The sequence below is a fragment of the Cellulosimicrobium sp. BMG9.23 genome, from assembly GCF_059159985.1.
In genome coordinates this window covers 166,189-187,997 of sequence record NZ_JBZGBZ010000002.1, presented here as the reverse complement: position 1 = coordinate 187,997, position 21,809 = coordinate 166,189, and the positions used below count along the sequence as shown (strand labels likewise).

At 74.2% G+C, this 21,809-nt stretch carries 19 protein-coding genes; 10 read left to right on the top strand and 9 right to left on the bottom strand.

Annotated elements, in window-relative coordinates:
* Positions 1-27: 27 nt before the first annotated feature.
* Complete coding sequence (locus AC4H2G_RS02930) at positions 28-1,461, top strand: aminotransferase class V-fold PLP-dependent enzyme (protein WP_494364259.1); 1,434 nt, start codon at positions 28-30, stop codon at positions 1,459-1,461.
* A gap of 118 nt (positions 1,462-1,579) precedes the next feature.
* Here AC4H2G_RS02930 and AC4H2G_RS02925 read toward each other — a convergent pair whose 3' ends face one another.
* Positions 1,580-1,750: a CsbD family protein gene (locus AC4H2G_RS02925; RefSeq protein ID WP_494364258.1), complete on the bottom strand. Its 171-nt coding sequence runs from the start codon at positions 1,748-1,750 to the stop codon at positions 1,580-1,582.
* Positions 1,751-1,856: 106 nt separating this feature from the next.
* Here AC4H2G_RS02925 and AC4H2G_RS02920 point away from each other — a divergent pair, with 106 nt between their 5' ends.
* Both AC4H2G_RS02920 and AC4H2G_RS02915 read left to right on the top strand, forming a co-directional pair.
* Positions 1,857-2,471: a GNAT family N-acetyltransferase gene (locus AC4H2G_RS02920; RefSeq protein ID WP_494364257.1), complete on the top strand. Its 615-nt coding sequence runs from the start codon at positions 1,857-1,859 to the stop codon at positions 2,469-2,471.
* A 138-nt stretch (positions 2,472-2,609) separates the two neighbouring features.
* The gene (locus tag AC4H2G_RS02915; protein WP_494364256.1) at positions 2,610-3,284 is read left to right on the top strand and encodes a hypothetical protein; all 675 of its coding nucleotides are present in this window, start codon (positions 2,610-2,612) and stop codon (positions 3,282-3,284) included.
* Here the strand turns inward: AC4H2G_RS02915 and AC4H2G_RS02910 are convergent.
* The 3 genes from AC4H2G_RS02910 to AC4H2G_RS02900 are packed head-to-tail and all read right to left on the bottom strand — an operon-like array spanning position 3,224 to position 7,330.
* Positions 3,224-4,354 (bottom strand): MaoC family dehydratase, encoded by a 1,131-nt coding sequence (locus tag AC4H2G_RS02910; RefSeq protein WP_494364255.1) that lies wholly within the window; start codon positions 4,352-4,354, stop codon positions 3,224-3,226. The genes AC4H2G_RS02915 and AC4H2G_RS02910 overlap by 61 nt on opposite strands.
* Positions 4,351-5,892 carry a 3-oxoacyl-ACP reductase gene (locus AC4H2G_RS02905; protein ID WP_494364254.1) on the bottom strand — a complete coding sequence of 514 codons (1,542 nt, stop codon included), beginning with the start codon at positions 5,890-5,892 and terminating at the stop codon, positions 4,351-4,353. Before AC4H2G_RS02905 ends, AC4H2G_RS02910 begins: the two co-directional genes overlap by 4 nt.
* A 28-nt stretch (positions 5,893-5,920) precedes the next feature.
* On the bottom strand, positions 5,921-7,330 hold the full coding sequence (locus AC4H2G_RS02900) for an acetyl-CoA C-acetyltransferase (RefSeq protein ID WP_494364253.1): 1,410 nt from the start codon (positions 7,328-7,330) through the stop codon (positions 5,921-5,923).
* Between the two features lie 222 nt (positions 7,331-7,552).
* Between AC4H2G_RS02900 and AC4H2G_RS02895 the strand changes: the two genes are divergently transcribed.
* Entirely contained in the window at positions 7,553-8,323 is a 771-nt protein-coding gene (locus AC4H2G_RS02895) for a TetR family transcriptional regulator (RefSeq protein WP_494364522.1), read from the top strand.
* Positions 8,320-10,452: an acyl-CoA dehydrogenase family protein gene (locus tag AC4H2G_RS02890; protein WP_494364252.1), complete on the top strand. Its 2,133-nt coding sequence runs from the start codon at positions 8,320-8,322 to the stop codon at positions 10,450-10,452. The genes AC4H2G_RS02895 and AC4H2G_RS02890 overlap by 4 nt, the downstream gene beginning before the upstream one ends.
* A 251-nt stretch (positions 10,453-10,703) precedes the next feature.
* Here AC4H2G_RS02890 and AC4H2G_RS02885 read toward each other — a convergent pair whose 3' ends face one another.
* Together AC4H2G_RS02885 and AC4H2G_RS02880 are read right to left on the bottom strand one after the other, a co-directional pair.
* Positions 10,704-11,678: a DUF2599 domain-containing protein gene (locus AC4H2G_RS02885; RefSeq protein WP_494364251.1), complete on the bottom strand. Its 975-nt coding sequence runs from the start codon at positions 11,676-11,678 to the stop codon at positions 10,704-10,706.
* Between the two features lie 13 nt (positions 11,679-11,691).
* Positions 11,692-12,147 carry an NUDIX hydrolase gene (locus AC4H2G_RS02880; RefSeq protein WP_494364250.1) on the bottom strand — a complete coding sequence of 152 codons (456 nt, stop codon included), beginning with the start codon at positions 12,145-12,147 and terminating at the stop codon, positions 11,692-11,694.
* 103 nt (positions 12,148-12,250) lie between these two features.
* On the opposite strand from AC4H2G_RS02880, the gene AC4H2G_RS02875 reads away from it, so the two are divergent.
* Entirely contained in the window at positions 12,251-12,847 is a 597-nt protein-coding gene (locus AC4H2G_RS02875; protein ID WP_494364249.1) for a dihydrofolate reductase family protein, read from the top strand.
* Between the two features lie 42 nt (positions 12,848-12,889).
* On the opposite strand, the gene AC4H2G_RS02870 is transcribed toward AC4H2G_RS02875, so the two are convergent.
* From AC4H2G_RS02870 to AC4H2G_RS02860, 3 genes are all read right to left on the bottom strand, one after another.
* A complete protein-coding gene (locus AC4H2G_RS02870; protein WP_494364248.1) occupies positions 12,890-13,285 on the bottom strand; it encodes a YrdB family protein in 396 nt (131 codons plus the stop codon).
* Positions 13,286-13,319: 34 nt separating this feature from the next.
* The gene (locus AC4H2G_RS02865; RefSeq protein ID WP_494364247.1) at positions 13,320-14,786 is read right to left on the bottom strand and encodes an APC family permease; all 1,467 of its coding nucleotides are present in this window, start codon (positions 14,784-14,786) and stop codon (positions 13,320-13,322) included.
* A gap of 122 nt (positions 14,787-14,908) precedes the next feature.
* The gene (locus tag AC4H2G_RS02860) at positions 14,909-16,093 is read right to left on the bottom strand and encodes an EamA family transporter (RefSeq protein WP_494364246.1); all 1,185 of its coding nucleotides are present in this window, start codon (positions 16,091-16,093) and stop codon (positions 14,909-14,911) included.
* An 88-nt stretch (positions 16,094-16,181) separates the two neighbouring features.
* Between AC4H2G_RS02860 and AC4H2G_RS02855 the strand changes: the two genes are divergently transcribed.
* From AC4H2G_RS02855 to AC4H2G_RS02840, 4 genes are all read left to right on the top strand, one after another.
* Complete coding sequence (locus tag AC4H2G_RS02855; protein ID WP_494364245.1) at positions 16,182-17,078, top strand: LysR family transcriptional regulator; 897 nt, start codon at positions 16,182-16,184, stop codon at positions 17,076-17,078.
* Positions 17,079-17,225: 147 nt separating this feature from the next.
* Positions 17,226-17,798, top strand: a complete 573-nt coding sequence (locus AC4H2G_RS02850) for a hypothetical protein (protein WP_494364244.1) — start codon at positions 17,226-17,228, stop codon at positions 17,796-17,798.
* Between the two features lie 372 nt (positions 17,799-18,170).
* Complete coding sequence (gene purL, locus AC4H2G_RS02845) at positions 18,171-20,546, top strand: phosphoribosylformylglycinamidine synthase subunit PurL (protein WP_494364243.1); 2,376 nt, start codon at positions 18,171-18,173, stop codon at positions 20,544-20,546.
* Between the two features lie 179 nt (positions 20,547-20,725).
* Positions 20,726-21,754 (top strand): endonuclease/exonuclease/phosphatase family protein, encoded by a 1,029-nt coding sequence (locus AC4H2G_RS02840; protein WP_494364242.1) that lies wholly within the window; start codon positions 20,726-20,728, stop codon positions 21,752-21,754.
* Positions 21,755-21,809: the final 55 nt, after the last annotated feature.

Genomic DNA, 21,809 nt, shown 5'->3' with positions numbered 1-21,809 from the left:
CCCGACACGACCTCGGAGGACCGTGCCATGACTGCTCTCGCCGAACGCTCCTGTCCGACGGCGGACGCTGCCCTCTCGCTCGGTGACGTCGCCGCGCTGCCCGCCCTGCTCCCCGTCGTGGGCAGCGACACGCTCGTCCCGCTCGTCGACGGCCGCAGCGTCCCGTACGCGAACCTCGACGTGGCGGCGTCGGCGCCGGCGCTGCGCTCCGTGGCCGACCGGGTCACCGAGGTCCTGCCGCTGTACGCGAGCGTGCACCGCGGGGCGGGCTACCTCTCCCAGGTGTCGACGGCGCTCTACGAGGCCGCGCGTCGCACGATCGGGTCGTTCGTCGGCGCGCGCGAGGAGGACGTCACCGTCGTCACGCGCAACACGACCGACTCGCTCAACCTCCTCGCGGGCTGCGTCCAGGCGAACCCCGACGGGTCGCCCGGCCGGGTGCTCGTCCTCGACGTCGAGCACCACGCGAACCTCCTGCCCTGGCAGCGGGCGGGTGGTGCGACGGTCCTTGCCGGCGGCGTGAGCGTCGCGGAGACGCTGTCGGGCCTGCGCGCCGAGCTCGCGCGGTTCGACTACGCGCTCCTCGCGGTGACGGGCGCGTCGAACGTCACGGGCGAGTCGCTGCCCGTCGCGGACGTCGTGCGGATCGCGCACGACGCCGGGGCGCGGGTCGTGCTCGACGGCGCGCAGCTCGTCCCGCACCGCGGGTTCTCGCTGGCCGCGACCGGCGTCGACTACGTCGCCTTCTCGGGTCACAAGGCGTACGCGCCGTTCGGCGCGGGCGCGCTCGTCGGGCGCCGCGACTGGCTCGACGCGGGCACGCCGTACCTCGCGGGCGGCGGCGCGGTGCGTCAGGTGCGTGTCGACGCCACCGACTGGCAGCCGGCGCCGGCGCGTCACGAGGCCGGGTCGCCCAACGTCGTGGGCGCCGTCGCGCTCGCCGCCGCGTGCGACGCCCTCGGCGGTCTGGACGCCGCAGCCCTGCACGAGCACGAGGCGGCGCTGCGCGCGGCGCTCGTCGACGGGCTGTCCGCGATCGACGGCGTGCGGGTCGTGAGCGTGTGGCCGGACGCCGTCGACCCGGTGGGCGTCGTGACGTTCTCCGTGACGGGCCACGACCCGGGCCTCGTCGCGGCGTACCTGTCGGCGGAGCACGGCATCGGCGTCCGCGACGGCCGGTTCTGCGCGCACCCGCTGCTCGCGCGCCTCGGGTACGACGCCGGGGCCGTCCGCGCGTCGGTCGGCGTGGGGACGTCGGGCGCGGAGGTGGTGCGTCTCGTCGACGCGGTGCGCGCGTACGTCGAGGAGGGGCCGCAGGTCGGGTACGCCGTGGTCGACGGGTGCTGGACCGTCGTCGACGACCCACGCCCGGTGCCGTCCGGGTCCGGTCTGGACGGGCTGTTCGCGACCGCCGCGGCGGGCCTCCTCGCCGACGCCGCAGGGTGCGGCCCGGCCGACTGACCCGAGAGAGCGACCCCCGGCCGAGAGAGCGATCCCCAGTTGAGGGCGCGACGAGGGCCCCGCCGCACGGCGGAGCCCTCGTGATGTACGGCCGTGGTCGCGACGACCACGGTGACGGCTACTTGAACGCGTCGCGGACGTCGTCGCCCGCCTGCTTGACGTTGGCCTTGGACTGCTCGCCCTTGCCCTCCGCCTCGAGGCGCTCGTCGTCCTTCGCCTTGCCGGTGGCCTCCTTGATCTTGCCCTTGGCCTCTTCGCCGGCGTGCTCGATCTTGTCACCGAGTCCCATGGGGGTCTCCTCTCGTCGGTCCTTCCGACCGTAGGCACGGCCCTGCGCGCTCGCACGCGCTGGAGAGCTCGGTGCCGGACGGCGGCGTCCGTGGTGGGATGTCCCCGTGCAGCACGACACCCGGCTCGACGGCTTCGGCCTCCGCCTCGTCCCGCTGGCCGAGCACCACGCTCCCGCCCTCGGCGCGCTGGTCGACGACGGCATCTGGGCGGGCATGTCGAGCCCGACGCCGCGGGGCGACGAGGCCATGACCGCGTACGTACGCGACGCCGTCGCCGCGCCCGGCCGGCTCGCGTTCGCCGTCCTCGGGCCGGACCGTGCCACCGAGCCGCACGGGGGCGGCCTGCCCGACGACGCGTGGACGGTCCGGGGGAGCACCTCGCTCTACGAGTGGGTCCCGGCGCAGGGCCGGGTCGAGCTCGGCTCGACGTTCTACGCCCGGCAGTGGTGGGGCGGCGTGACCAATCCGGCGTGCAAGTACCTGCTGCTGCGGCACGCGTTCGACGAGCTCGGGGTGTCGCGCGTCGCGCTCCGCGCCGACGCGCGGAACTCGCGGTCGATCGGGGCGATCACCCGGCTCGGGGCGCAGCCGGAGGGCGTGCTCCGCAGCCACCGCGTCGCACCGGACGGCTCGCGCCAGGACACCGCGTACTTCTCGATCCTCGTCGCCGAGTGGCCGGCGGTGCGGGACGGTCTGCTCGCGCGGCTGCACCGGGCCTGACAGCCGGCTCACCGCCTCCGGCGCAGTCTGCCCCTGTCGACAGAACCTTGTGGACAACCGTCGCCACGTGGTGCGACGTCGCTACGGTGAACGTGGTTCGCCGGACGGCGTGCCGGGGCGATCGGGGGGAGAGCCGAGGTGTTCCATCACGAGCTGGAGCTGCGAGGGACGAGCGGGTCGGTGGAGGACTGGGCCCGCGTCCACCACGTGGAGCGTCGCCGGACGGCGCACCGGGCGGTGAGCCGGTCGCGCGAGGAGCGGCGGTGGTCCGAGGCACCCCCGTCGGTGCGCCTCGCCTCGAGGTGTCTCGTCACCGCTGCGCTCCTCGTCCCGCTCGGCCAGGTGCTCGACGGCGGCCTCCACGCCGGCGTTGAACGCACCATGCTCGTCATGGTGGCCGCCGTCGTCGGGCTCTTGCTCGCCGCGACGGCTCCGGACCTGGTCACGGGGACGCGGCCGGTCCGGTCCGCCGTCGTGGTCCTCGGTGGGACGGTCGTCCTGCTCGGTGCCGCGGACCTGCTCCTGACGTCCCTGTCCAGGCCACCGGGCGGGGGCGGGACCCTTGGCGCGCCGGTCCTCGGGTGCGGCGTCGTCGCCGCGGCGGTCGGCCTCGCTCTGCTGCGCGAGGCGTCGGCGCGGGGCTTCGTCGCGCAGCGCTCCGTCGCGCGATCCCGAGCCACCGTCGGGACCGCGCGCCCCGGAGAGCCGCACGGTCGGGCGGGTGAGCCCGCCGTGCGCCACGCCGGCCGGCATCAGCGCGGGGTGACCGTCCCTGACAGCTGGAGGCGGCCCCTGCGGTCCCACGCCACGTAGGTGAGGCCGGCGCTCGGGCCGCCCGCGCCGTCGGGCACGGCAGGTGCGACCTGCCCGACGACGCCCCGCACCTCGGCCGGGACACCCGACGTCGGGCGGACGGCGACGTCGACCGTGCTCGGCAGGAGCACGGGCTTCGCGAACGCGACGGTCCAGTCGTAGGTCTCGCCCCGCGTCGGGCCCGCCGCGGCGAGGGCGCGCGCCGCCGTGAACATGCCGTGCGCGATCGCTCGCGGGAACCCGAACGCCTTCGCGCCGAGCGCGGACGTGTGGATCGGGTTGCGGTCCCCGGACACCGCGGCGTAGTCGCGCCCGGTCCCGGGCCCGAGCGACCAGCGCGCCGTGGGCAGCGGCGGCACGAACGTGTCAGGGTCGGAGGTCACCGGAGTGTCCTGTCGCTCTGACAGGTCGGGGTGACGCACGCCCTTCGCCAGGTACGTCGAGACGCCGCGGTACGCGAGCGCCGTCGCGGGAAGCCCGGAGCCCGCTGCACGCTCCGCGTCGGTGCGCTCGACCGAGATCTCCGTGACGAGGTCCACCTGGACGCCCCGCCGGTGCGGGCGCAGGTCACGGGCCCACGCGCGCACCTCGAGCGAGTCGCCGAGACGCACCGGACGCACGACGGACACCGAGTTCGCGAGGTGCACCATGCCGAGCAGCGGCAGCGGGAAGTCGCCGCGCACCATGAGGGCCGTCGCGAGCGGGAAGCCGAGCACGTGGAGATAGCCGGCGGGCAGCTCGTCCGACGGCGCCTCGCCCACGACCTGGCCATACCGCGCCAGGTGCACGGCGCTGCCGACCGCGCCGGGTGCGGCGGTGTCGCCCGTCGGGACGCCGGCGACGCGGTACGCGACGTCGGGCAGGGTCAGGTCACCGGGCCCTCGGCCCAGGCGGCTCGCGGCGGCCAGCCGGGCCGACGCCGCGACTCCCCGCGCGTAGAGGCCGCCGAGCCCGGGGATCGCGGGCAACGTCTCGACCCGCTCGGGCGCGGAGTGCGACACCGGGTCCGGCGCCGAGCCGGGCACGGCGTCCTGCACCGGGTCCGGCACGGCGTCCGGGGCGGCCGTCATCGGCCCACCAGGCTCTGCCCGCACACGCGCAGCACCTGACCGTTCACGCCTGCCGCGTCGGGGGAGGCGAGGAACGCGATCGCCTCCGCGACGTCGACCGGCTGCCCGCCCTGCTGCAGCGACGAGACGCGGCGCGCGACCTCGCGCGTGACGAACGGGATCGACGCGGTCATCTCCGTCTCGATGAACCCCGGGGCGACGGCGTTCGCGGTGCCGCCCGGCCCGTCGGCCCCGTCGAGCAGGCGCGCGACGGCACGCGTGTGCCCGATGACACCCGCCTTCGAGAACGCGTAGTTCGCCTGGCCACGGTTGCCCGCGATGCCGCTCGTCGACGCGAGCGACACGATGCGCGGCTCGCCCGAGAAGCCGTTGGCGCCGAGCAGGTACTCCGTGATGCGCAGCTGCGCGGCGAGGTTCACGGCGACCACCGCGTCCCACTTGTCGGCCGACATGTTGGCGAGCAGCTTGTCGCGCAGGATGCCGGCGTTGTGCACGAGGACGTCGAGGCCGCCGTGGCGCGCCCGGGCGTGCTCGAGGATGCGCGCGCCGGCGTCGTCGGCGGTGACGTCGAGCTGGAGCGCCGTCCCCCCGATCTCGTTGGCGACCTTCGCGAGCGACTCGCCCGCCGCCGGGACGTCCACGACCACGACCTTCGCGCCGTCGCGCGCGAGCGTGCGGGCGACCTGCGCGCCGATGCCGCGGGCCGCGCCCGTGACGACGGCGACCTTGCCCGCGAGGGGCTTGTCCGCGGCGCTGGGTCCGGCGGGGGAGGCGGCGTCGGTGCTCGGGCTGGCCGCGCCGTCACCTGCCGTCGTCGGCTGTCCGTGGCCGCGCGCGGCTTCTACGCCCTTCGCATCCGACGCCGCCACCCCCGCCTCGGCAGTCGCCTCACCCATCGCCGACGTAGAGCCCTGGTCTGCCGACGTAGAGCCCTGGTCCGCCGAGGTTGCGACGCCGACGCGGAGGACCTGGCCGTCGACGAACGCGGACTTCGCCGAGAGGAAGAACTGCAGGGTCGCGAGGGCGCTCGCGCTGTCGACGAGGACGTCGTCGGTGAGCTGGATGCCGTTGCCGGTGGCGCCGTAGCGGAGCTCCTTGGCGACGGAGCGCAGGAACCCCTCGACTCCCTCGCGGGTCGCGGCGAGCGCGGGGGAGTCGCCGTCGGCGGGGGCGCGGGAGATCGTCACGACGCGGCCGTTCGGCGCGAGGCGGCGCAGGCTCGCGGACAGCGCCATGACGGTGCCGGAGACGTCCTGCGGCTGCTCGGCCTGCGTGAGCACCACGACGATCGCGCCCCAGCGGGTCTGGTCGTCGGCGTTCTGGCGGACGTCGAGCCCGTGGGTGTCGAGCAGCGCGGTGGCGACGCGGTCGGCGTCGTCGTGGACGCCGGGCGTGCCGCCGAGCACGAGGACGGGGCCGACGGTCAGCGGGTCCCCGGCTCGGTAGCGGCGCAGGACCGCGGGGCGGGGCAGGCCTAGCTTCTTCGCGAGCGTCTTGGTGAAGCCGGAGTTGACGGCCTGGACGTAGGAGTCGGTCACGGGGTGGTCCTCTCGGTCGTCGGGGCGGTCACGCGGTGGCGGGGACGGACTCGAGGATCGCCGCGACGCCGAGGCCGCCGGCCGCGCACACGGAGATCAGTGCGCGGGCGGGACGGCCCGTCTCCGCGGCCTTCGTCGCGAGGAGCTTGGCCGCCGTCGCGACGATGCGCCCGCCCGTCGCGGCGAACGGGTGCCCTGCGGCGAGCGACGAGCCGTTGACGTTGAGGCGCGAGCGGTCGATCGAGCCGAGCGCGCCGCCGAGACCGAGCTCGGTGCGGCAGTACTCGTCGTCCTCCCAGGCCTTGAGCGTGGCGAGCACGGTCGACGCGAACGCCTCGTGGATCTCGTAGAGGTCGAAGTCGCCGAGCGTGAGGCCGTTGCGCGCGAGCAGGCGCGGGACGGCGTGCGCGGGCGCCATGAGCAGACCCTCGTGACCGTGCACGAAGTCGACGGCCGCGGTCTCGGCGTCGACGACGCGCGCGAGCAGCGGCAGGTCGCGCTCGGCGGCCCACTCGCGCGAGCCGAGGAGCACTGTCGACGCACCGTCGGTGAGCGGCGTGGAGTTCCCCGCGGTCATCGTGGGCTCGACGCCCTCCGCCGAGCCGGCGAGCCGCTTGCCGTACACGGGCTTGAGCGCCGCGAGCTTCTCCAGCGAGGAGTCTGCCCGGAGGTTCTGGTCGCGCACCAGCCCGCGGAACGGGGTGACGAGGTCGTCGAAGAACCCGGCGTCCCACGCGGCCGCGAGGTGCTCGTGCGAGGCGAGCGCGAGCTCGTCCTGCGCCTCGCGCGTGATGCCCCAGCGCGCCGTCGTGATCGCCTGGTGCTCACCCATGGACAGGCCCGTACGGGGCTCGTCGGTCGCGGGGGTCAGCGGCGCGAGGTCGGACGGGCGGATCTTCGCGAACGCCTTCACGCGCGCCTGGAAGGACTTGGCGTGCGAGGCGTCCAGGAGCGCCCGGCGCAGACCCTCGCTCACGGCGATGGGGGCGTCGGACACGGTGTCGCTGCCGCCCGCGATCGCGGACTCGACCTGGCCGAGCCGGATCTTGTTCGCGACGGCGATCGTCGCCTCGAGCCCGGTCGCGCACGCCTGCTGGAGGTCGTAGGCGGGGGTCTGCGGCGAGAGCGAGGAGCCGAGCACGGACTCGCGGACGAGGTTGAAGTCGCGCGAGTGCTTGAGCACCGCGCCGCCGACGACCTCGCCGATCCGCTCGCCCTGCAGGCCGAAGCGCGCGACGAGCCCGTCGAGGGCCGCGGTGAACATCTCCTGGTTGCTCGCGCGGGAGTACTTGCCGCCCGCGCGGGCGAACGGGATCCGGTTGCCGCCGATGACGTAGGCGTCGCGCAGCCCGGGGGTCTCGCGCCCGGATCCACCGCCCGCACCCGGCTCGGTGCCCGCCTGCGTCGACCTGGTCGCTGGTGTCTTCCTGATGGCCACTGCGTCTCACTTCCTCGTCCGCACTCGCTGCGCTGCGTTGCTCGGGTGTCCAAGACCTACAGTACCTGATACTGTCAGTATCGTGAGTCGGGTCACATGATCCGCCCTGCCCTCGACGGCTCCGGGCGGCGACGGCCGCGAACGACTCGCGACGACCCATCACGACCCATCACGACCCATGACGACACAGACGTCGCGACGGAGGACAGCGTGAACACAAGCGTGGGCGGCATCGGTACCGCCGCCGGCACCCGCGGGCGGAGTCAGCCCGGCCCGTCGACCGACGGGCGCTCCACCCGCTGGGACGAGCACCGCGCCGCGCGTCGCGCCGAGCTCATCCGGGCCGCCAGCAAGGCCGTGCACCGTGGCGGGCCGGGGGTCTCCATGGACGAGATCGCCGCGGCGTCCGGCACGTCGAAGTCGATCATCTACCGGTACTTCGACGACAAGACGGGCCTGCAGGTCGCGCTCGGAGCGGCCGTCGTCGGGCAGATGCACGACGCGCTGACCCAGGCGGCCGAGGCCGCCGAGACGCCGCGACGCGCGCTGCGCGCGATGGTCGGCGTTTACCTCGAGATGATCGAGAGCTCGCCCAACGTCTACTACTTCGTGACGCGCACGAGCGCCGTCGCGGGGACCGAGGAGTCGGCGGCCGCCGCGCTGGCCGCCGGGCAGGGCCGCACCGCGCCGCAGGCCCCGCTCGCCGCGTTCCTCGACTCCGTCATCGAGCTCGTCGCGGAACCCTTCGCCCGCGTCACCGACGTCCCGCCCGCCGACGCCGCGGCGTGGGCGGCCGGCGCCGTCGGCTTCGTCCGGGGGGCGGGCGAGTGGTGGCTCGGCCACCGCGACCGCCCCGGCACCCCCGACCGCGCGCAGCTCACCGAGCGCGTCGCCGCCTGGCTGTGGGCCGGGCCGGTCGGCGTCCTCTCCCAGAACCCCGGCGGCAACCACCGCCCCGCGACGTCGTCCTCAGCACCCAAGGAGTCCCGATGACCGCCACGTCCGACCGTCCCGCCCTCAGCCCCGTGGACGGCTCCCTCACGACCGGCAGCGACGCGCGCGTCGACGTCCCCGCGCTCCAGAAGCACCTGCTCGGACGGTGGGCCGACCTGCGGGCCGCCGCGCGCGCGACCGCGGGCGAGTCCGCGTTCTGGCGCGTCGAGGGCCAGAGCAAGGAGGTGCACCGCGAGCACGTGCTCGAGCAGATGCGCCTGCTGGTCGACAAGAAGCAGGTGTGGCGCGGGTACCCGGAGCGCCTCGGCGGCGCCGACGACCCGGGCGGCAACCTCGCGGGCTTCGAGGAGCTCGTGGCCGCGGACCCGTCGCTGCAGATCAAGGCGGGCGTCCAGTGGGGCCTGTTCGGCTCGGCGATCCTCCACCTCGGCACGCCCGAGCAGCAGGACCGGCTCCTGCCGGGCGCGATGGACCTGTCGATCCCCGGCGCGTTCGCGATGACGGAGACGGGCCACGGGTCCGACGTCGCGAGCATCGGCACCACGGCCACCTACGACCCCGAGACGCAGGAGTTCGTCGTCCACACCCCGTTCCGCGGGGCGTGGAAGGACTACCTCGGCAACGCGGCGGTCCACGCGACGGCCGCGGTCGTCTTCGCGCAGCTGATCACGAAGAACGTCGACCACGGCGTGCACGCGTTCTACGTGCCGATCCGCGACCCGCAGGGCGAGCGCGACGAGATCGGCCGCCTGCCGTTCCTGCCGGGTGTCGGGGGCGAGGACGACGGTCAGAAGGGTGGCCTGAACGGCATCGACAACGGCCGCCTGCACTTCGACCACGTCCGCGTCCCGCGTGCCGACCTGCTCGCGCGCTACGGCTCGGTCGACGTCGACGGCACGTACTCGAGCCCCATCGACAGCCCCGGGCGCCGCTTCTTCACGATGCTCGGCTCGCTCGTGCAGGGCCGCGTGTCGCTCGACGGCGCGGCCGTCACCGCGGCCAAGCTCGGCCTCGCGATCGCCGTGCGGTACGCGAACGAGCGCCGTCAGTTCACGGGCGGGTCCGCGACGGACGAGGTCGTGCTCCTCGACTACGGCACGCACAAGCGCCGCCTCATCGTCCCGATCGCCGAGGCGTACGCCGGGCACTTCGCGCACGACCGCCTGCTCGACCTCTTCCACTCCGTGTTCTCCGGCGAGGAGGACACCCCGGAGCAGCGCGAGGACCTCGAGACGACGGCCGCCGCGCTCAAGGCGACCAGCACCCGGTTCGCGCTCGACACGCTGCAGGAGACGCGCGAGGCGTGCGGCGGCGCGGGCTTCCTCACCGAGAACCGCATCACGAGCCTGCACGCCGACCTCGACGTCTACGCGACGTTCGAGGGCGACAACACGGTGCTCCTCCAGCTCGTCGCCAAGCGCCTGCTCGCCGACTACGGCAAGCAGTTCAAGGGCATCACGCCCGGGCAGATGGCGCGCGTCGTCGTCGAGCGCGCCGGCGACATGGCGCTGCACCGCACGCCGCTCAAGCGGGCCGCGCAGGCGCTCGCGGACGTCGGCGACCCGCGCCGCGCGGCCGGGCACCTGCGTGACGCCGAGACGCAGCGCGAACTCCTCACCGATCGCGTCGAGACGATGGTCGCCGAGGTCGCGCAGGCGCTGCGCCCCGCGCAGAAGGCCGACCCGGAGACCGCGGCGAACCTCTTCAACGCGCACCAGGTCGAGCTCGTCGAGGCCGCCCGCGCGCACGCCGAGCTGCTGCGCTGGGAGGCGTTCACGCAGGCGCTCGCGACGGTCGAGGACGAGGGCACGCGCGAGGTGCTCACGACGGTGCGCGACCTGTACGGGCTCAGCCTCGTCGAGCGTCACCTCGCGTGGTACCTGCTCAACGGCCGCCTCTCGACGCAGCGCGCACGCACCGTGACGAGCTACCTCGACCGCCTCATCGACCGCCTGCGCCCGCACGCGCAGGACCTCGTCGACGCCTGGGGCTACGGCCCCGAGCACCTGCGCGCGAAGATCGCGTCGGGCGCGGAGAAGGAGCGGCAGGACGAGGCGCGCGACCACTACCGGCGCGTGCGCGCGAGCGGGGACCAGCCGCTCAGCGAGAAGTCGCTCCGCAAGGCCGAGAAGGCCGTGAAGGGTTCGTCGGTGGCCACCCGCCACTGACGCCGCGCCACCGGGCACCGCGTCGACCCGGACGCGTACGCCCGGAGCGCCCCCAGGCCTCGACGAGCTCGGCGGAGCGGTACCGCCGGTCGAGGCCTCGGCCCGGGCGTCGTGACGACCACCAGCCGTCGCGACGCCCGGGCCGCTCTCTGTGCCGAGCACGACCTGACGGTCGTTCTGCGGCGCATCGCGGCCCCCAGGTCGTGCTCGACGGCGCGCGAGGACGTTCTCGGCGACGTCGTACTCGGGGGTCAGGTCGGGTTGCAGCGGGCCGCCGCCGTGGCGAGCAGTCCGACGTCGGGCCGCCACGGCTCGAGGTTCCACGTCGCCTTGTCCGGGGCGCCGAGCGCGTGGCACACGAGCTGGTCGTGCATGCCGGGCGTGTCCGCCTCGGGCTCGGCGGCGACGAGCGCCGCCCACAGGACGTCCTGCGCCGCCGTGCCTCCGGCGCGCGCCCACTCGGTCGGGTCGACGGCGAGCGACCGTCCGCCCTCGCGCTCGCCCCAGCTCGTGGTCCGCAGGGCGTCGGTGCCGAGCGTCGTCGTCACGGTGACACGCGGGTCGCTCCCGGATCCTGTGGCCCCGGGCCCGGTCGTGCCCGACGGCGCAGCGTCCGCCGCGTCGACCGTCACCTCGACCCGGGTCGGGTCGGTCACGACGAGCCGGGCGCGCGGCGTCGCCCCCGGATCGTCGAGGCCGTCGTCGAGGCCGTCCCCGGGGCCTGGCGCAGACTCCGCCGGGGCGGCGGTCGGCCGGGTCAGCCCGCCGACGGGCGTGCCGTCCGTGGCCAGCACGGTGACCGTCCCGTCGGCGTTCGCGGTGAACGTCCCGGGCGTCGCGAGCGCGAGGACCGCGGGCTCGGTGCCGACCGTTGGGCCGAGCGTGACGGTCAGCGTCGCCGCGCCGTCGTCGTCCGTGCCGACCTGGACGGCCCCCGGATCGCCGCCCGTGCCGGGTCCCGGGGCGTCCGCGGGGCGCTGCACCTCGACGTCCACGATCACGTCGCCCGAGGTGGCGCGAGCCGTGGCGACGGACGCGGAAGGCCGCTCCTGCGGGGTCGGGGCGTCGGCGTCGGGCGCTGCGGTGCCGGTCTGCGTCGTCGCGGTGACCGGTTCGGCGGGAGCCTCGGCCGTGCACGCGCTCGTCGCGCCCACGGCGAGCGCTCCGGTGAGCGCTGCGGTGAGCGCGAGCACCGCGCGTCGGGCGCGTGAGGGCGGCGATGTCATGCGGCGCGGGGCGTCACGACGGGTGCGTCACGGACGTCGTGGGGACGAGCCCGACCCACCGCCGGGCGACGTCGACGAGCTCGGCGCGGTCGAGCGCGTCGACCTCGTCGGGCGTGAACCAGGCGACGTCGTCGGTGCTCCCGTCCTGCTCGACGGTCAGCTCGCCGCCGACGACGTGCGCGCGGTACACGATGCGGATTCCCTGCATGGCGTGGTCCCGGTCCTCCGGCCGGAGCCGGTCGGAGGCAGCGACGACGATGCTGTCGACGCCGAGCAGCCCGTCGAGCTCGACGTCGTACCCCGTCTCCTCGCGCACCTCGCGCACGGCAGCGTCCTCGGGATGCTCGCCGGGGTCGATCCCGCCGCCCGGCAGCGTCCAGCCGGTCCGGTCACCGGCGCTCCAGCGCGGGAGGAGCATCCGACCGTCGTCGCGGACGATCACGGCGTAGGCGGCGACGCGGATCTGCATGGCCCCATCCTGCCTGCGCGGCGCACCGGAGCGCGCGTCGACCGATGAGTCCTGACGCGCAGGACGTCTACCGTGCGGACACCCGAGATCTGGAGGACGCAGCATGGTCGAGAAGTCCCGTACCGTCGTCGGCAACATCTCCGTCTCCTTGGACGGGCGCATCAACGGTCCCGGCGGTGACCACGACATGGGCTGGGTGGGCCGGCACGCCGTGAGCGACGCCGCGTTCGGCCTTCTGCTGGACCTCATGAGGACCAGCACGACCGTCGTGCTCGGTCGCAGGAACTACGAGGGTTTCGGCGGCTACTGGCCGGCGGTCGCGGACGACGAGGGCGCTGACCCGCGCAGCCGCGAGTTCTCGCGCTGGTTGAACGACGTCGAGAAGGTCGTGGTGTCCCGCACGCTCACGGGCGCCGACTGGTCGAGCACGCGTGTCACGAGCGAGGACCCGGCCGACGTCGTGGCGCGACTCCGCGAGGAGCCCGGCGGGGACGTGTGGGTCATGTCGAGCGCATCGGTCGTGCGCCGGCTCGTCGCGGCCGGGCAGCTCGACCGCCTGAGCCTGCTGCTGTGCCCGGAGGTGTCGGGCGGCGGCGACCTGCTGTTCGACGACGCCCTGCCACCGTCGAGCTGGCGGCTCACGAACACCGTGCCGACCGAGACCGGCGCGCTGCGGCTCACCTACGACGTCGTGCGCTGAGCCAGGGGCCCGCGAACGGGGAACCGACCCCGGCGGTGGGCGTCAGCGGTCCCGGGTGAGGGCGAACGCCGTCGTGCCGACGAGGGCGAGGCCGACGCCCCACCAGACGAGCCCTGCGGCGGCGACGACGAGACCGGCCGCGACGAACATCGCGACCTGGGCGTCGAGGCGCCAGGGCTGCGACAGGCGGCGGGTGGCGCGCGGCGCGAGCCAGCGGCCCCACACCGCGATCGCCGCCGCGGGGAGCGCGAGCACGAGGAGCACGCCGAGCAGCACGGGGAACGGTGTCGCGAGACCGGTCGAGGTCCCGAGACGCCACCCGGCGACGGCGAGCAGCACGATCAGAGCGAGCTCGCAGAGGAACGCGAGGACGTCGGTGGGGCCGACGTGCGGCGCGCGGCGGGCACTTGGGGTCGCATCGTCCGTCGGTCGAGCCATGTCGCGAACGATAGGCGTTCCTCGTCCCCGCGGCTCACTTCTCGTCGATGTCGTCCTCCAGGCGCGAGACGTCGGAGAACTGGATCTGCCGGTGCCGCACCGCGCGGTTGTAGAGCCACGTGACGAACGACAGCACGACCCCCAGCGCCACGAGCGCGCCCGCGATGACGTACTGCTCCTGCTGCTCGGCGCTGCGTGCCCACGGACCGGCGAGGTACGCGCAGGTGAGCGCCCCGAGCACCGCGAGCCAGGTCCGCGTGCGGAAGTGTGCGTGGTCGACGTGGTCGCGACGCAGGACGAGCAGCGCGATGTTGACGACCGTGAAGACGACGAGCAGCAGCAGGGACGTGGTCCCGCCGAGCAGCGCGATCGCGTTCGCCCCGCCCTCCGTGGCGGACTGCCGCACGACGTACGTGATGAGCGCGAACGCGATGGCCGTCGTGACGAGGATCGACACCCAGGGCGTGCGACGCGTCGGCGCGACGCGGCCGAACGCGCGCGGCAGGACCCCCTGGTTCGCCATGCCGTAGAGCAGGCGCGACGCCATGAGCATGTTGATGAGCGCGGAGTTCGCGACGGCGAACATGCCGATGAACGGGAAGATCGTGTCGAACGGCAGGTTCGGCGCACCTGCCGCGACGACCTGGGTGAGCGCCGAGCCCTTCGACTCGTCGACGAGGTTGCCGACGGGGACCAGCGCGACCGCGGTGATCGCGACGAGCACGTAGATGACGCCCGTGATCGACAGGCCCGTGAGCATCATGCGCGGGAAGTCGCGCACGGGGTTCTTGCACTCCTCGGCCATGTTCACCGAGTCCTCGAACCCGACCATCGCGAAGAACGCGAGCGTCGTCGCCGCGGTCACGGCGAGGAAGACGCTCTTGTCGTCGGAGCTCTCGAACACGACCACGCGGGAGAAGTCGGCGCGGCCCTGCGTCGTCGCCCACAGCCCGACGAAGATCACGAGCAGCAGACCGGACAGCTCGACGAGGGACAGCACCACGTTCGTCCGCACGCTCTCCGCGACGCCGCGGAAGTTCACGAGCGCGACGAGCGCCATGAAGCCGAGCGCGATCCACAGCCGCCCCGCCCCGCCCGTCTCCAGGCCCAGCCCGAAGCCGTCCGACACGAATCCGGCGAACGCGTTGGACGCCGTCGACGCCGACGTGATGCCCGAGCTCATGACCATGAACGCGACGACGAACGTCAGCAGGTGGATGCCGAACGCCTTGTGCGTGTAGAGCGCCGCGCCGGCGGCGCTCGGGTACTTCGTGACGAGCTCGAGGTAGGAGAACGCGGTGATCGTCGCGACGACGAACGCGAGGGCGAACGGCAGCCACGCCGCGCCGCCGACCTCGCCCGCGACCTGGCCCGTCAGGGCGTAGACGCCCGTGCCGAGGATGTCGCCGACGATGAACAGCAGCAGCAGCTTGGGCCCCATCACCCGCCGCAGCTCCGGCTGCTCGCGCTGCGCCTCCGTCTGCCCTGCGGTCTGGCTCATGAGAGGCTCCCTCGCGTCTCGGCGTCCCTGACCTCCATTCGACCGCGCCGACGAGGGAATGTCAGCGCGTGCGGGCGCGTGTCGGGTCGCCGCGAGGTGCCGAACCCCGGGTTGCGCGTCGATCAGGCCCCGGATCGACGCACAACCCGGGGTTCGGCAGCTGGGGTGGGTTCGGCAGCTGGGCTGGGTTCGGCAGCTGGGGTGGGTTCGGCGGGCGGGAGGAGTCGGCCGGGCCGACGGCGGCGCAGCACCCCGGTCGTGATCGCGACGCCGAGCAGCAGCACGACGCCGCCGCTCGCTTCCGCGACGTTCGGCACCTCGTCGAGGACGAGCCACGCCGCGAGCATCCCGACGACGGGGACGAGCATCGTGAACGGCACGACTGCCGACGCCGGGTAGCGCGCGAGGAGGCCGTTCCAGATCCCGTAGCCGACGAGGCTCGCGAGCCACGCGGTGTACGCGGTCGACAGCAGCGGGGCGAGCGTGAGGTGGGTCAGCGCGTGCCCGACGGCGTCCGGCCCGTCGGTCCACAGCGCCAGCCCGAGCAGGGGGACAGGGACGACGAGCGCCGACCACACCGTCATGGACAGGCCGTCGAGGCTCGGGGAGGTCCGGTGGTCGGGTCGGGCGGTGGGGGCGGGTCCCGCGGTGGGGGCTGGTCCGGCGGTGGGGGCGACGTCGGTGCTCGGGCTGGCCGCGCCGTCACCTCGGTCGGCCGGCTGTCCGTCGAGGAGCGCGGCTTCTACGCCCTTCGCATCCGACGCCGCCCCCACCACCTCGTCAGTCCTCGCACCCGAGCGCGAGCCACTGTCCCTCCCGGACCGACGCTGGACGACGTTGCCGACCGCCCACGACATCGCGGCGGCGAGCGTGAGGACGAAGGCGAGGGCCGGCGTCGACGAGCTGCGGCCCAGCCCGACGACCACGAGCCCTGCTGCGCCGACCACGACCCCGACGAGCTGCCAGCGCGTCGGCACCTCGCGCAGCGCGAGCGCCGCGAAGAGCACCGTGAGCCCGACCTGAGCCTGGAGGACGAGCGACGCGAGCCCCGGCGGCATGCCCAGCGCGAGGGCGGTGTAGAGCAGACCGAACTGGCCCAGGCTCATGAAGAGGCCGACGAGCAGGACGTCGCGCCAGCGGGCGGAGGGGCGGGGCACGAGGAAGATCGCCGGCACGAGCACCGCCACGAAGCGCAGGGCGACGAACAGCGTGGGTGGCAGGTCGCCGAGACCGAGGTCGATGACGACGAAGTTGGCTCCCCAGATGACGGCGACGAGGACCGCGAGGAGGGACGGGCGCAGGGGCATGACTCCAGCCTGAACCGTCCCACCGTGCACGTCCAGCGCATAGACATGACGCATTCCCGGTAGCAGCGCTGCACGATAGCGTGGGCGCATGATCGATCTCGCCGCCGTGGACGCCCTCGTCGCCGTCGAGCGCACGGGCACCGTGCACGCCGCGGCCCGGGATCTCGGCTACACGCCGTCGGCGGTGTCGCAGCAGGTCAAGCGGCTCGAGCGCGAGCTCGGCGTGCGGCTGCTCGACCGTGAGGGCCGCGGGGTCGTGCTCACGTCCGCGGGCCGGCGCGTCGTCGACGAGGGGCGCGTCCTGCGCGAGCAGGTCGAGGCGCTGCGCTCCCGCCTGCACGACGCCGGCGCGCGGCCCACCGGGACCGTGCGGCTCGGGACCTTCTCGACGGCGGTGCGCGGCGTCGTCGCGCCGCTCGCCGCCGCGGTGCGCGCGGACGAGCCCGACCTGCGGCTCGTCGTGCAGGAGGCCGAGCCGTGGGAGGCGGTCGCCGCGGTCGCCGCCGGGACGCTCGACCTCGCCCTCGTGCACCACTGGGAGGGCGTCGGGATCTCGCTCCCGCCCAGCCTGCGCAGCGAGGAGCTGTTCCGCGACGAGGCGGACGTCCTCGTGCACCGCACGAGCCCGCTCTCCGGCCGCGAGGCCCTGACCCCACCCGACCTCCTCGACGAGACCTGGGTCTGCACCCCGGACGGGACCATCTGCTACGAGTGGTTCTGCCACATGTTCGCGCGCGAGCCGCGCGTCCCCCGGATCGACTACCGGTGCCTGGAGTTCGCGTCGCAGGTCGAGCTCGTCGCGCACGGGCTAGCGGTAGCGCTCGTCCCGCGGCTCGGTCGGGGCGCGCTGCCGCCCGACGTCGTCGCGGTCCCCGTGCGCGAGCCCGTCCCGACGCGCCCGGTGACCGTCGTCTGGCGCGCGACGATGACCGACGCGCCCGCGGTGCGGTACCTGCGGGAGCGGCTGCGCGCCGTCGTGCCCTGACGCCCCCTGCCGAACCCGGGGTTGTGCGCCCGTCCGGGGCCGGATCGGGGAGCAACCCAGGGTTCGGCGGACAAACCCGGCCACGAGGAACCCGTCGGCGCCGCGAGCCGTTGCCCAGGCGTGAGCACGCCGACCAGAAGGGGACCGATGACGCACGACGAGCCGACCACCCGACGAGCCGTCGACCCGACGACGGTGGCGATCGCGGGGGTCACGACCCTCGCGTGGTATGCCGTCCCCGACCTCGTGCGGCCGCGCTGGGCACGGGCCCTGCTCAAGACGGCGGTCGGCACCGCGGGCGCGGTGCTCACCGTGACGTCGACGGCCGAGGGGCGCGAGGCCCGGGAGGCCGTGCGCTCGCTCCGCGACGTGGCGACGGGCGTCGGCGCGACGCCGGCCGCCGCGGACGGCGAGGCGGCGCTCCCGGGTGCGGAGCTCCCGGGTGCCGCTGACCGCCTGGACAACGCGTACGTGCCCGACGACGACCGCTCGTCGCTCGGCGTGCCACCCTCCGTGCTCGCGCTGGGGGCGATCGGCGGGGTGGCGGCGAGCGTGCTGCTCGTCGTGGCGGGGGAGAGGTGGGTGTACGGCCGGGGAGAGGCGCTACGGGCCCGCGGCGTCCCGTGGCCGCACACGCGCGTAGGCCTCGCGATAGGTGGCGTCGCCGTGGCGCTCGCGGCGGCGGAGCCGTTCCTCCGGACGTCGTCCTCGACGGAGTGATCCCGGTGAGACGGTACGAAGGTGGTCGACCGGGACGCCCTGGGGCGCTTGGCCCACGCGCAGCATACCGAACGGTCGGTCTGACCTGTCGGTCGGCACCGTGCAGCGGGTCCCCCGACCGTTCGAGCACGGCACCGAGGATCTCCATCGCTCGCACCCCCGTGACGTCGTCCAGGTTCTGTACCGACCGCGCGGTATGTCGTGAGACGACACGAGCGCCGCCCGTCGAGCGACGGCTCTCGGGGCCGGGTCCCGCGGTCCGGCCTCGCGGCCCGGTCTCGCCACCTGGCCGCGCCGACGGCGAGGTGGGCCGCCGGTAGACTGGGCGCGCGCCGTCGTGCGCTCCCCGCCAGCGCCCACCCGAGGGAACCGATGACCGCCCCCGCATCCCAGGCTTCTGCACGCCCCGCCGCTCGATCAACGTTGGACACAGTCGAGCACGCCTCGAACTCTCCCGACGAGGTCCAGCCGTACGCCGAGCTCGGCCTCAAGCCCGACGAGTACCAGCGCATCCGCGACATCCTGGGGCGCCGCCCCACGGCTGCGGAGCTCGCGATGTACTCCGTCATGTGGTCCGAGCACTGCTCCTACAAGTCGTCCAAGGTGCACCTGTCGACGTTCGGCAAGGCCACGACGGACGAGATGAAGAAGCACCTGCTCGTCGGCATCGGCGAGAACGCGGGCGTCGTCGACATCGGTGACGGCTGGGCCGTGACGTTCAAGGTCGAGTCGCACAACCACCCGTCGTTCGTCGAGCCCTACCAGGGCGCCGCGACGGGCGTCGGCGGCATCGTGCGCGACATCATCTCGATGGGCGCGCGCCCTGTCGCCGTCATGGACCAGCTCCGCTTCGGCGCGGTCGACCACCCGGACACGGCGCGCGTCGTGCACGGGGTGGTGTCCGGCGTCGGCGGCTACGGCAACTCGCTCGGCCTGCCGAACATCGGCGGCGAGCTCGTGTTCGACAGCTCCTACCAGGGCAACCCGCTCGTCAACGCGCTGTGCCTCGGCGTGCTGCGCCACGAGGACATCCACCTGGCCAACGCCTCCGGCACGGGCAACAAGGTCATCCTGTTCGGCGCGCGCACGGGCGGCGACGGCATCGGCGGCGCGTCGATCCTCGCGTCCGAGACGTTCGAGGACGGCGTCCCCGCGAAGCGCCCGAGCGTCCAGGTGGGCGACCCCTTCATGGAGAAGGTCCTCATCGAGTGCTGCCTCGAGCTCTACGCGGCGAAGGTCGTCGAGGGCATCCAGGACCTCGGCGCCGCGGGCATCTCGTGCGCGACGTCGGAGCTCGCCTCCAACGGCGACGGCGGGATGCACGTGTGGCTCGACGACGTCCTGCTGCGCGACCCGACGCTCAACGCGGGCGAGATCCTCATGTCGGAGTCGCAGGAGCGCATGATGGCGGTCGTCGCCCCCGACAAGCTGGACGAGTTCCTCGCGATCACGGGCAAGTGGGACGTCGAGACCGCCGTCATCGGCGAGGTCAACGGCTCCGGCCGCCTGACCATCGACCACCACGGGCAGCGCATCGTCGACGTCGACCCGAAGACCGTCGCGCACGAGGGCCCGGTGTACCACCGCCCGTACGCGCGCCCGTCGTGGCAGGACGGCCTCAACGCCGACTCGGTCTCGGGGCCCGACGGCGCAGCTCGTCTCGCGCGCCCGGAGTCCGGCGACGACCTGCGCGCCACCGCGCTGCGCCTCCTCGCCTCCCCGAACCTCGCGTCCAAGGAGTGGGTGACGGACCAGTACGACCGGTTCGTGCAGGGCAACACCGCGCTCGCGCAGCCCGACGACTCCGGCGTGGTCCGGGTCGACGAGACCACGGGGCTCGGCGTCGCCCTCGCGACGGACGCGAACGGCCGCTACGCCAAGCTCGACCCGCGCACGGGCGCTCAGCTCGCCCTCGCCGAGGCGTACCGCAACGTCGCGACGACGGGCGCCCGCCCGCTCGCGGTGACCGACTGCCTCAACTTCGGCTCGCCCGAGGACCCCGACTCGATGTGGCAGCTCGTCGAGGCGATCGAGGGCCTCGCGGACGCGTGCCGCGACCTCGGTGTCCCGGTGACCGGCGGCAACGTCTCGCTCTACAACGGGACGGGTGAGCCCGGCCAGATCGACTCGTCCATCCACCCCACGCCCGTGGTCGGAGTGCTCGGTGTCCTCGACGACGTCGCGCACGCCACGCCGTCCGGCTGGCGCGAGGCGGGGGAGAGCATCTACCTGCTCGGCGCCACTCGCGGCGAGCTCGACGGGTCGGCCTGGGCCGACGTCGAGCACGGTCACCTCGGCGGCGTGCCGCCCCGTGTCGACCTCGCCGCGGAGAAGGCGCTCGCCGGCGTGCTCGTCAACGCGAGCCGCGACGACCTCGTCTCCGCCGCGCACGACCTGTCCGAGGGCGGGCTCGTGCAGTGCCTGCTCGAGGCGTCGCTGCGGTTCGGCGTCGGCGCGACCGTGTCGCTCGCGGCGATCACCGAGCGCGACGGTGTGACGCCGTTCGAGGCGCTGTTCTCCGAGTCGACGGCGCGCGCGCTCGTGGCGGTTCCCCGGGGTGAGGAGAGCAAGCTCGTCGACGCGTGCGTCGCGCGCGGCGTGCCGATCGCGAAGATCGGCGAGACGGGCACCGAGCCCGCGGCGGCTGCCGAGTCGGGCGAGACGCTCGAGATCGAGGGCCTGTTCACGATCCCGCTGGCCGAGGCGAACACCGCGTTCCGCGAGACGCTCCCGCGCATCTTCGGCTGACGTCCCGCCGCGAGATAGCGACGTACAGCCGAGAGAGCGACGTTCGGGGCCCAGAACCTGGGTTCTGTGCCCGTACGTCGCTATCTCGGCGACTGCGGTGCGCGGGTTTCGTGGAGGTCGGGGTCCGACGTCGCGCCGAGCCTCGCGTCACGAGGTCCCGGGTGCCAGAGTCCGGTGCCATGACAGCGCAGCGCGCACCGCGGGTAGCCGTCACCGGACCGACGAGCACGCCACGGATCACGACGCGCCGCCGCCCCGGTGGGCCGGTGCTCGGGGCGGTCCTGGTGACGCTGACGGTCGTCGTGGCCGTCATGACGCTCCTGCGCCTCGTCCCGTTCGACGCCGCGACGCCGTTCGCGCAGCTCGTCGGCATGACGCCGTGGGTCGGGGCGCTCGCCGTCCTGGTGCTCGTCACCGTGCTCGTCGCGCGGCGCCGGTTGCTCGCCGTGCTCGTCGCGGCGTGCGTCGTCGGGCACGCGGTGTGGCTCGCGCCGTTCTTCAGCTCCGAGCAGCCCCCGCCCCCTGCCGGGGCTGCTCCGTTGCGCGTGCTCGGCGTCAACGCGTGGTTCGGCCAGGCCGACGCCGGGCAGGTGGTCGACCTCGTGCGCGCCGAGGACGTGCAGGTCCTCGCGGTGGTCGAGCTGACGACCGACTTCCGCGAACGGCTCGTCGCCGCGGGCATCGACGACCTGCTGCCCCACCACGTGGACGCGAAGGTCGGCACCGGCTCGCCGGGGAGCGGGCTGTGGAGCGCGCTGCCGCTCGACGACGTCGACACCACGGACTTCTCGACGTTCGCCATGCCCGCGGCGACCGTCGAGGTCGACGGACGCCCGGTGCGCGTCACGGCCGTGCACCCCGTGCCGCCGCTGCCCGAGATCACGCACCAGTGGAAGGCGGAGCTGCTGCGGCTCACGGCGCGGGTCGAGGACGACCCGCTGCCCCAGGTGCTCGTCGGCGACTTCAACGCGACCTACGACCACGCGTCGTTCCGGAGCCTGCTCGGTGACCGCTTCCACGACGCGACGCGCAGCGCCGGCCAAGGCCTCAATCTGTCGTGGTCGGCCAGGCTCGGCACGCCGGCGCTGCTCGATCTCGACCACGTGGTGACGGACCGGGAGAACGTCGTGACCGACGTCCGCTCCGTGCGGCTCACCGACAGCGACCACCGCGCGATCCTCGCGACGGTCCACGTCCCGCAACCCTGACCGTCCCGCAACCCGGACCGTCTCGGGGCACCGACCGTCCCATGACGTGCCGAAC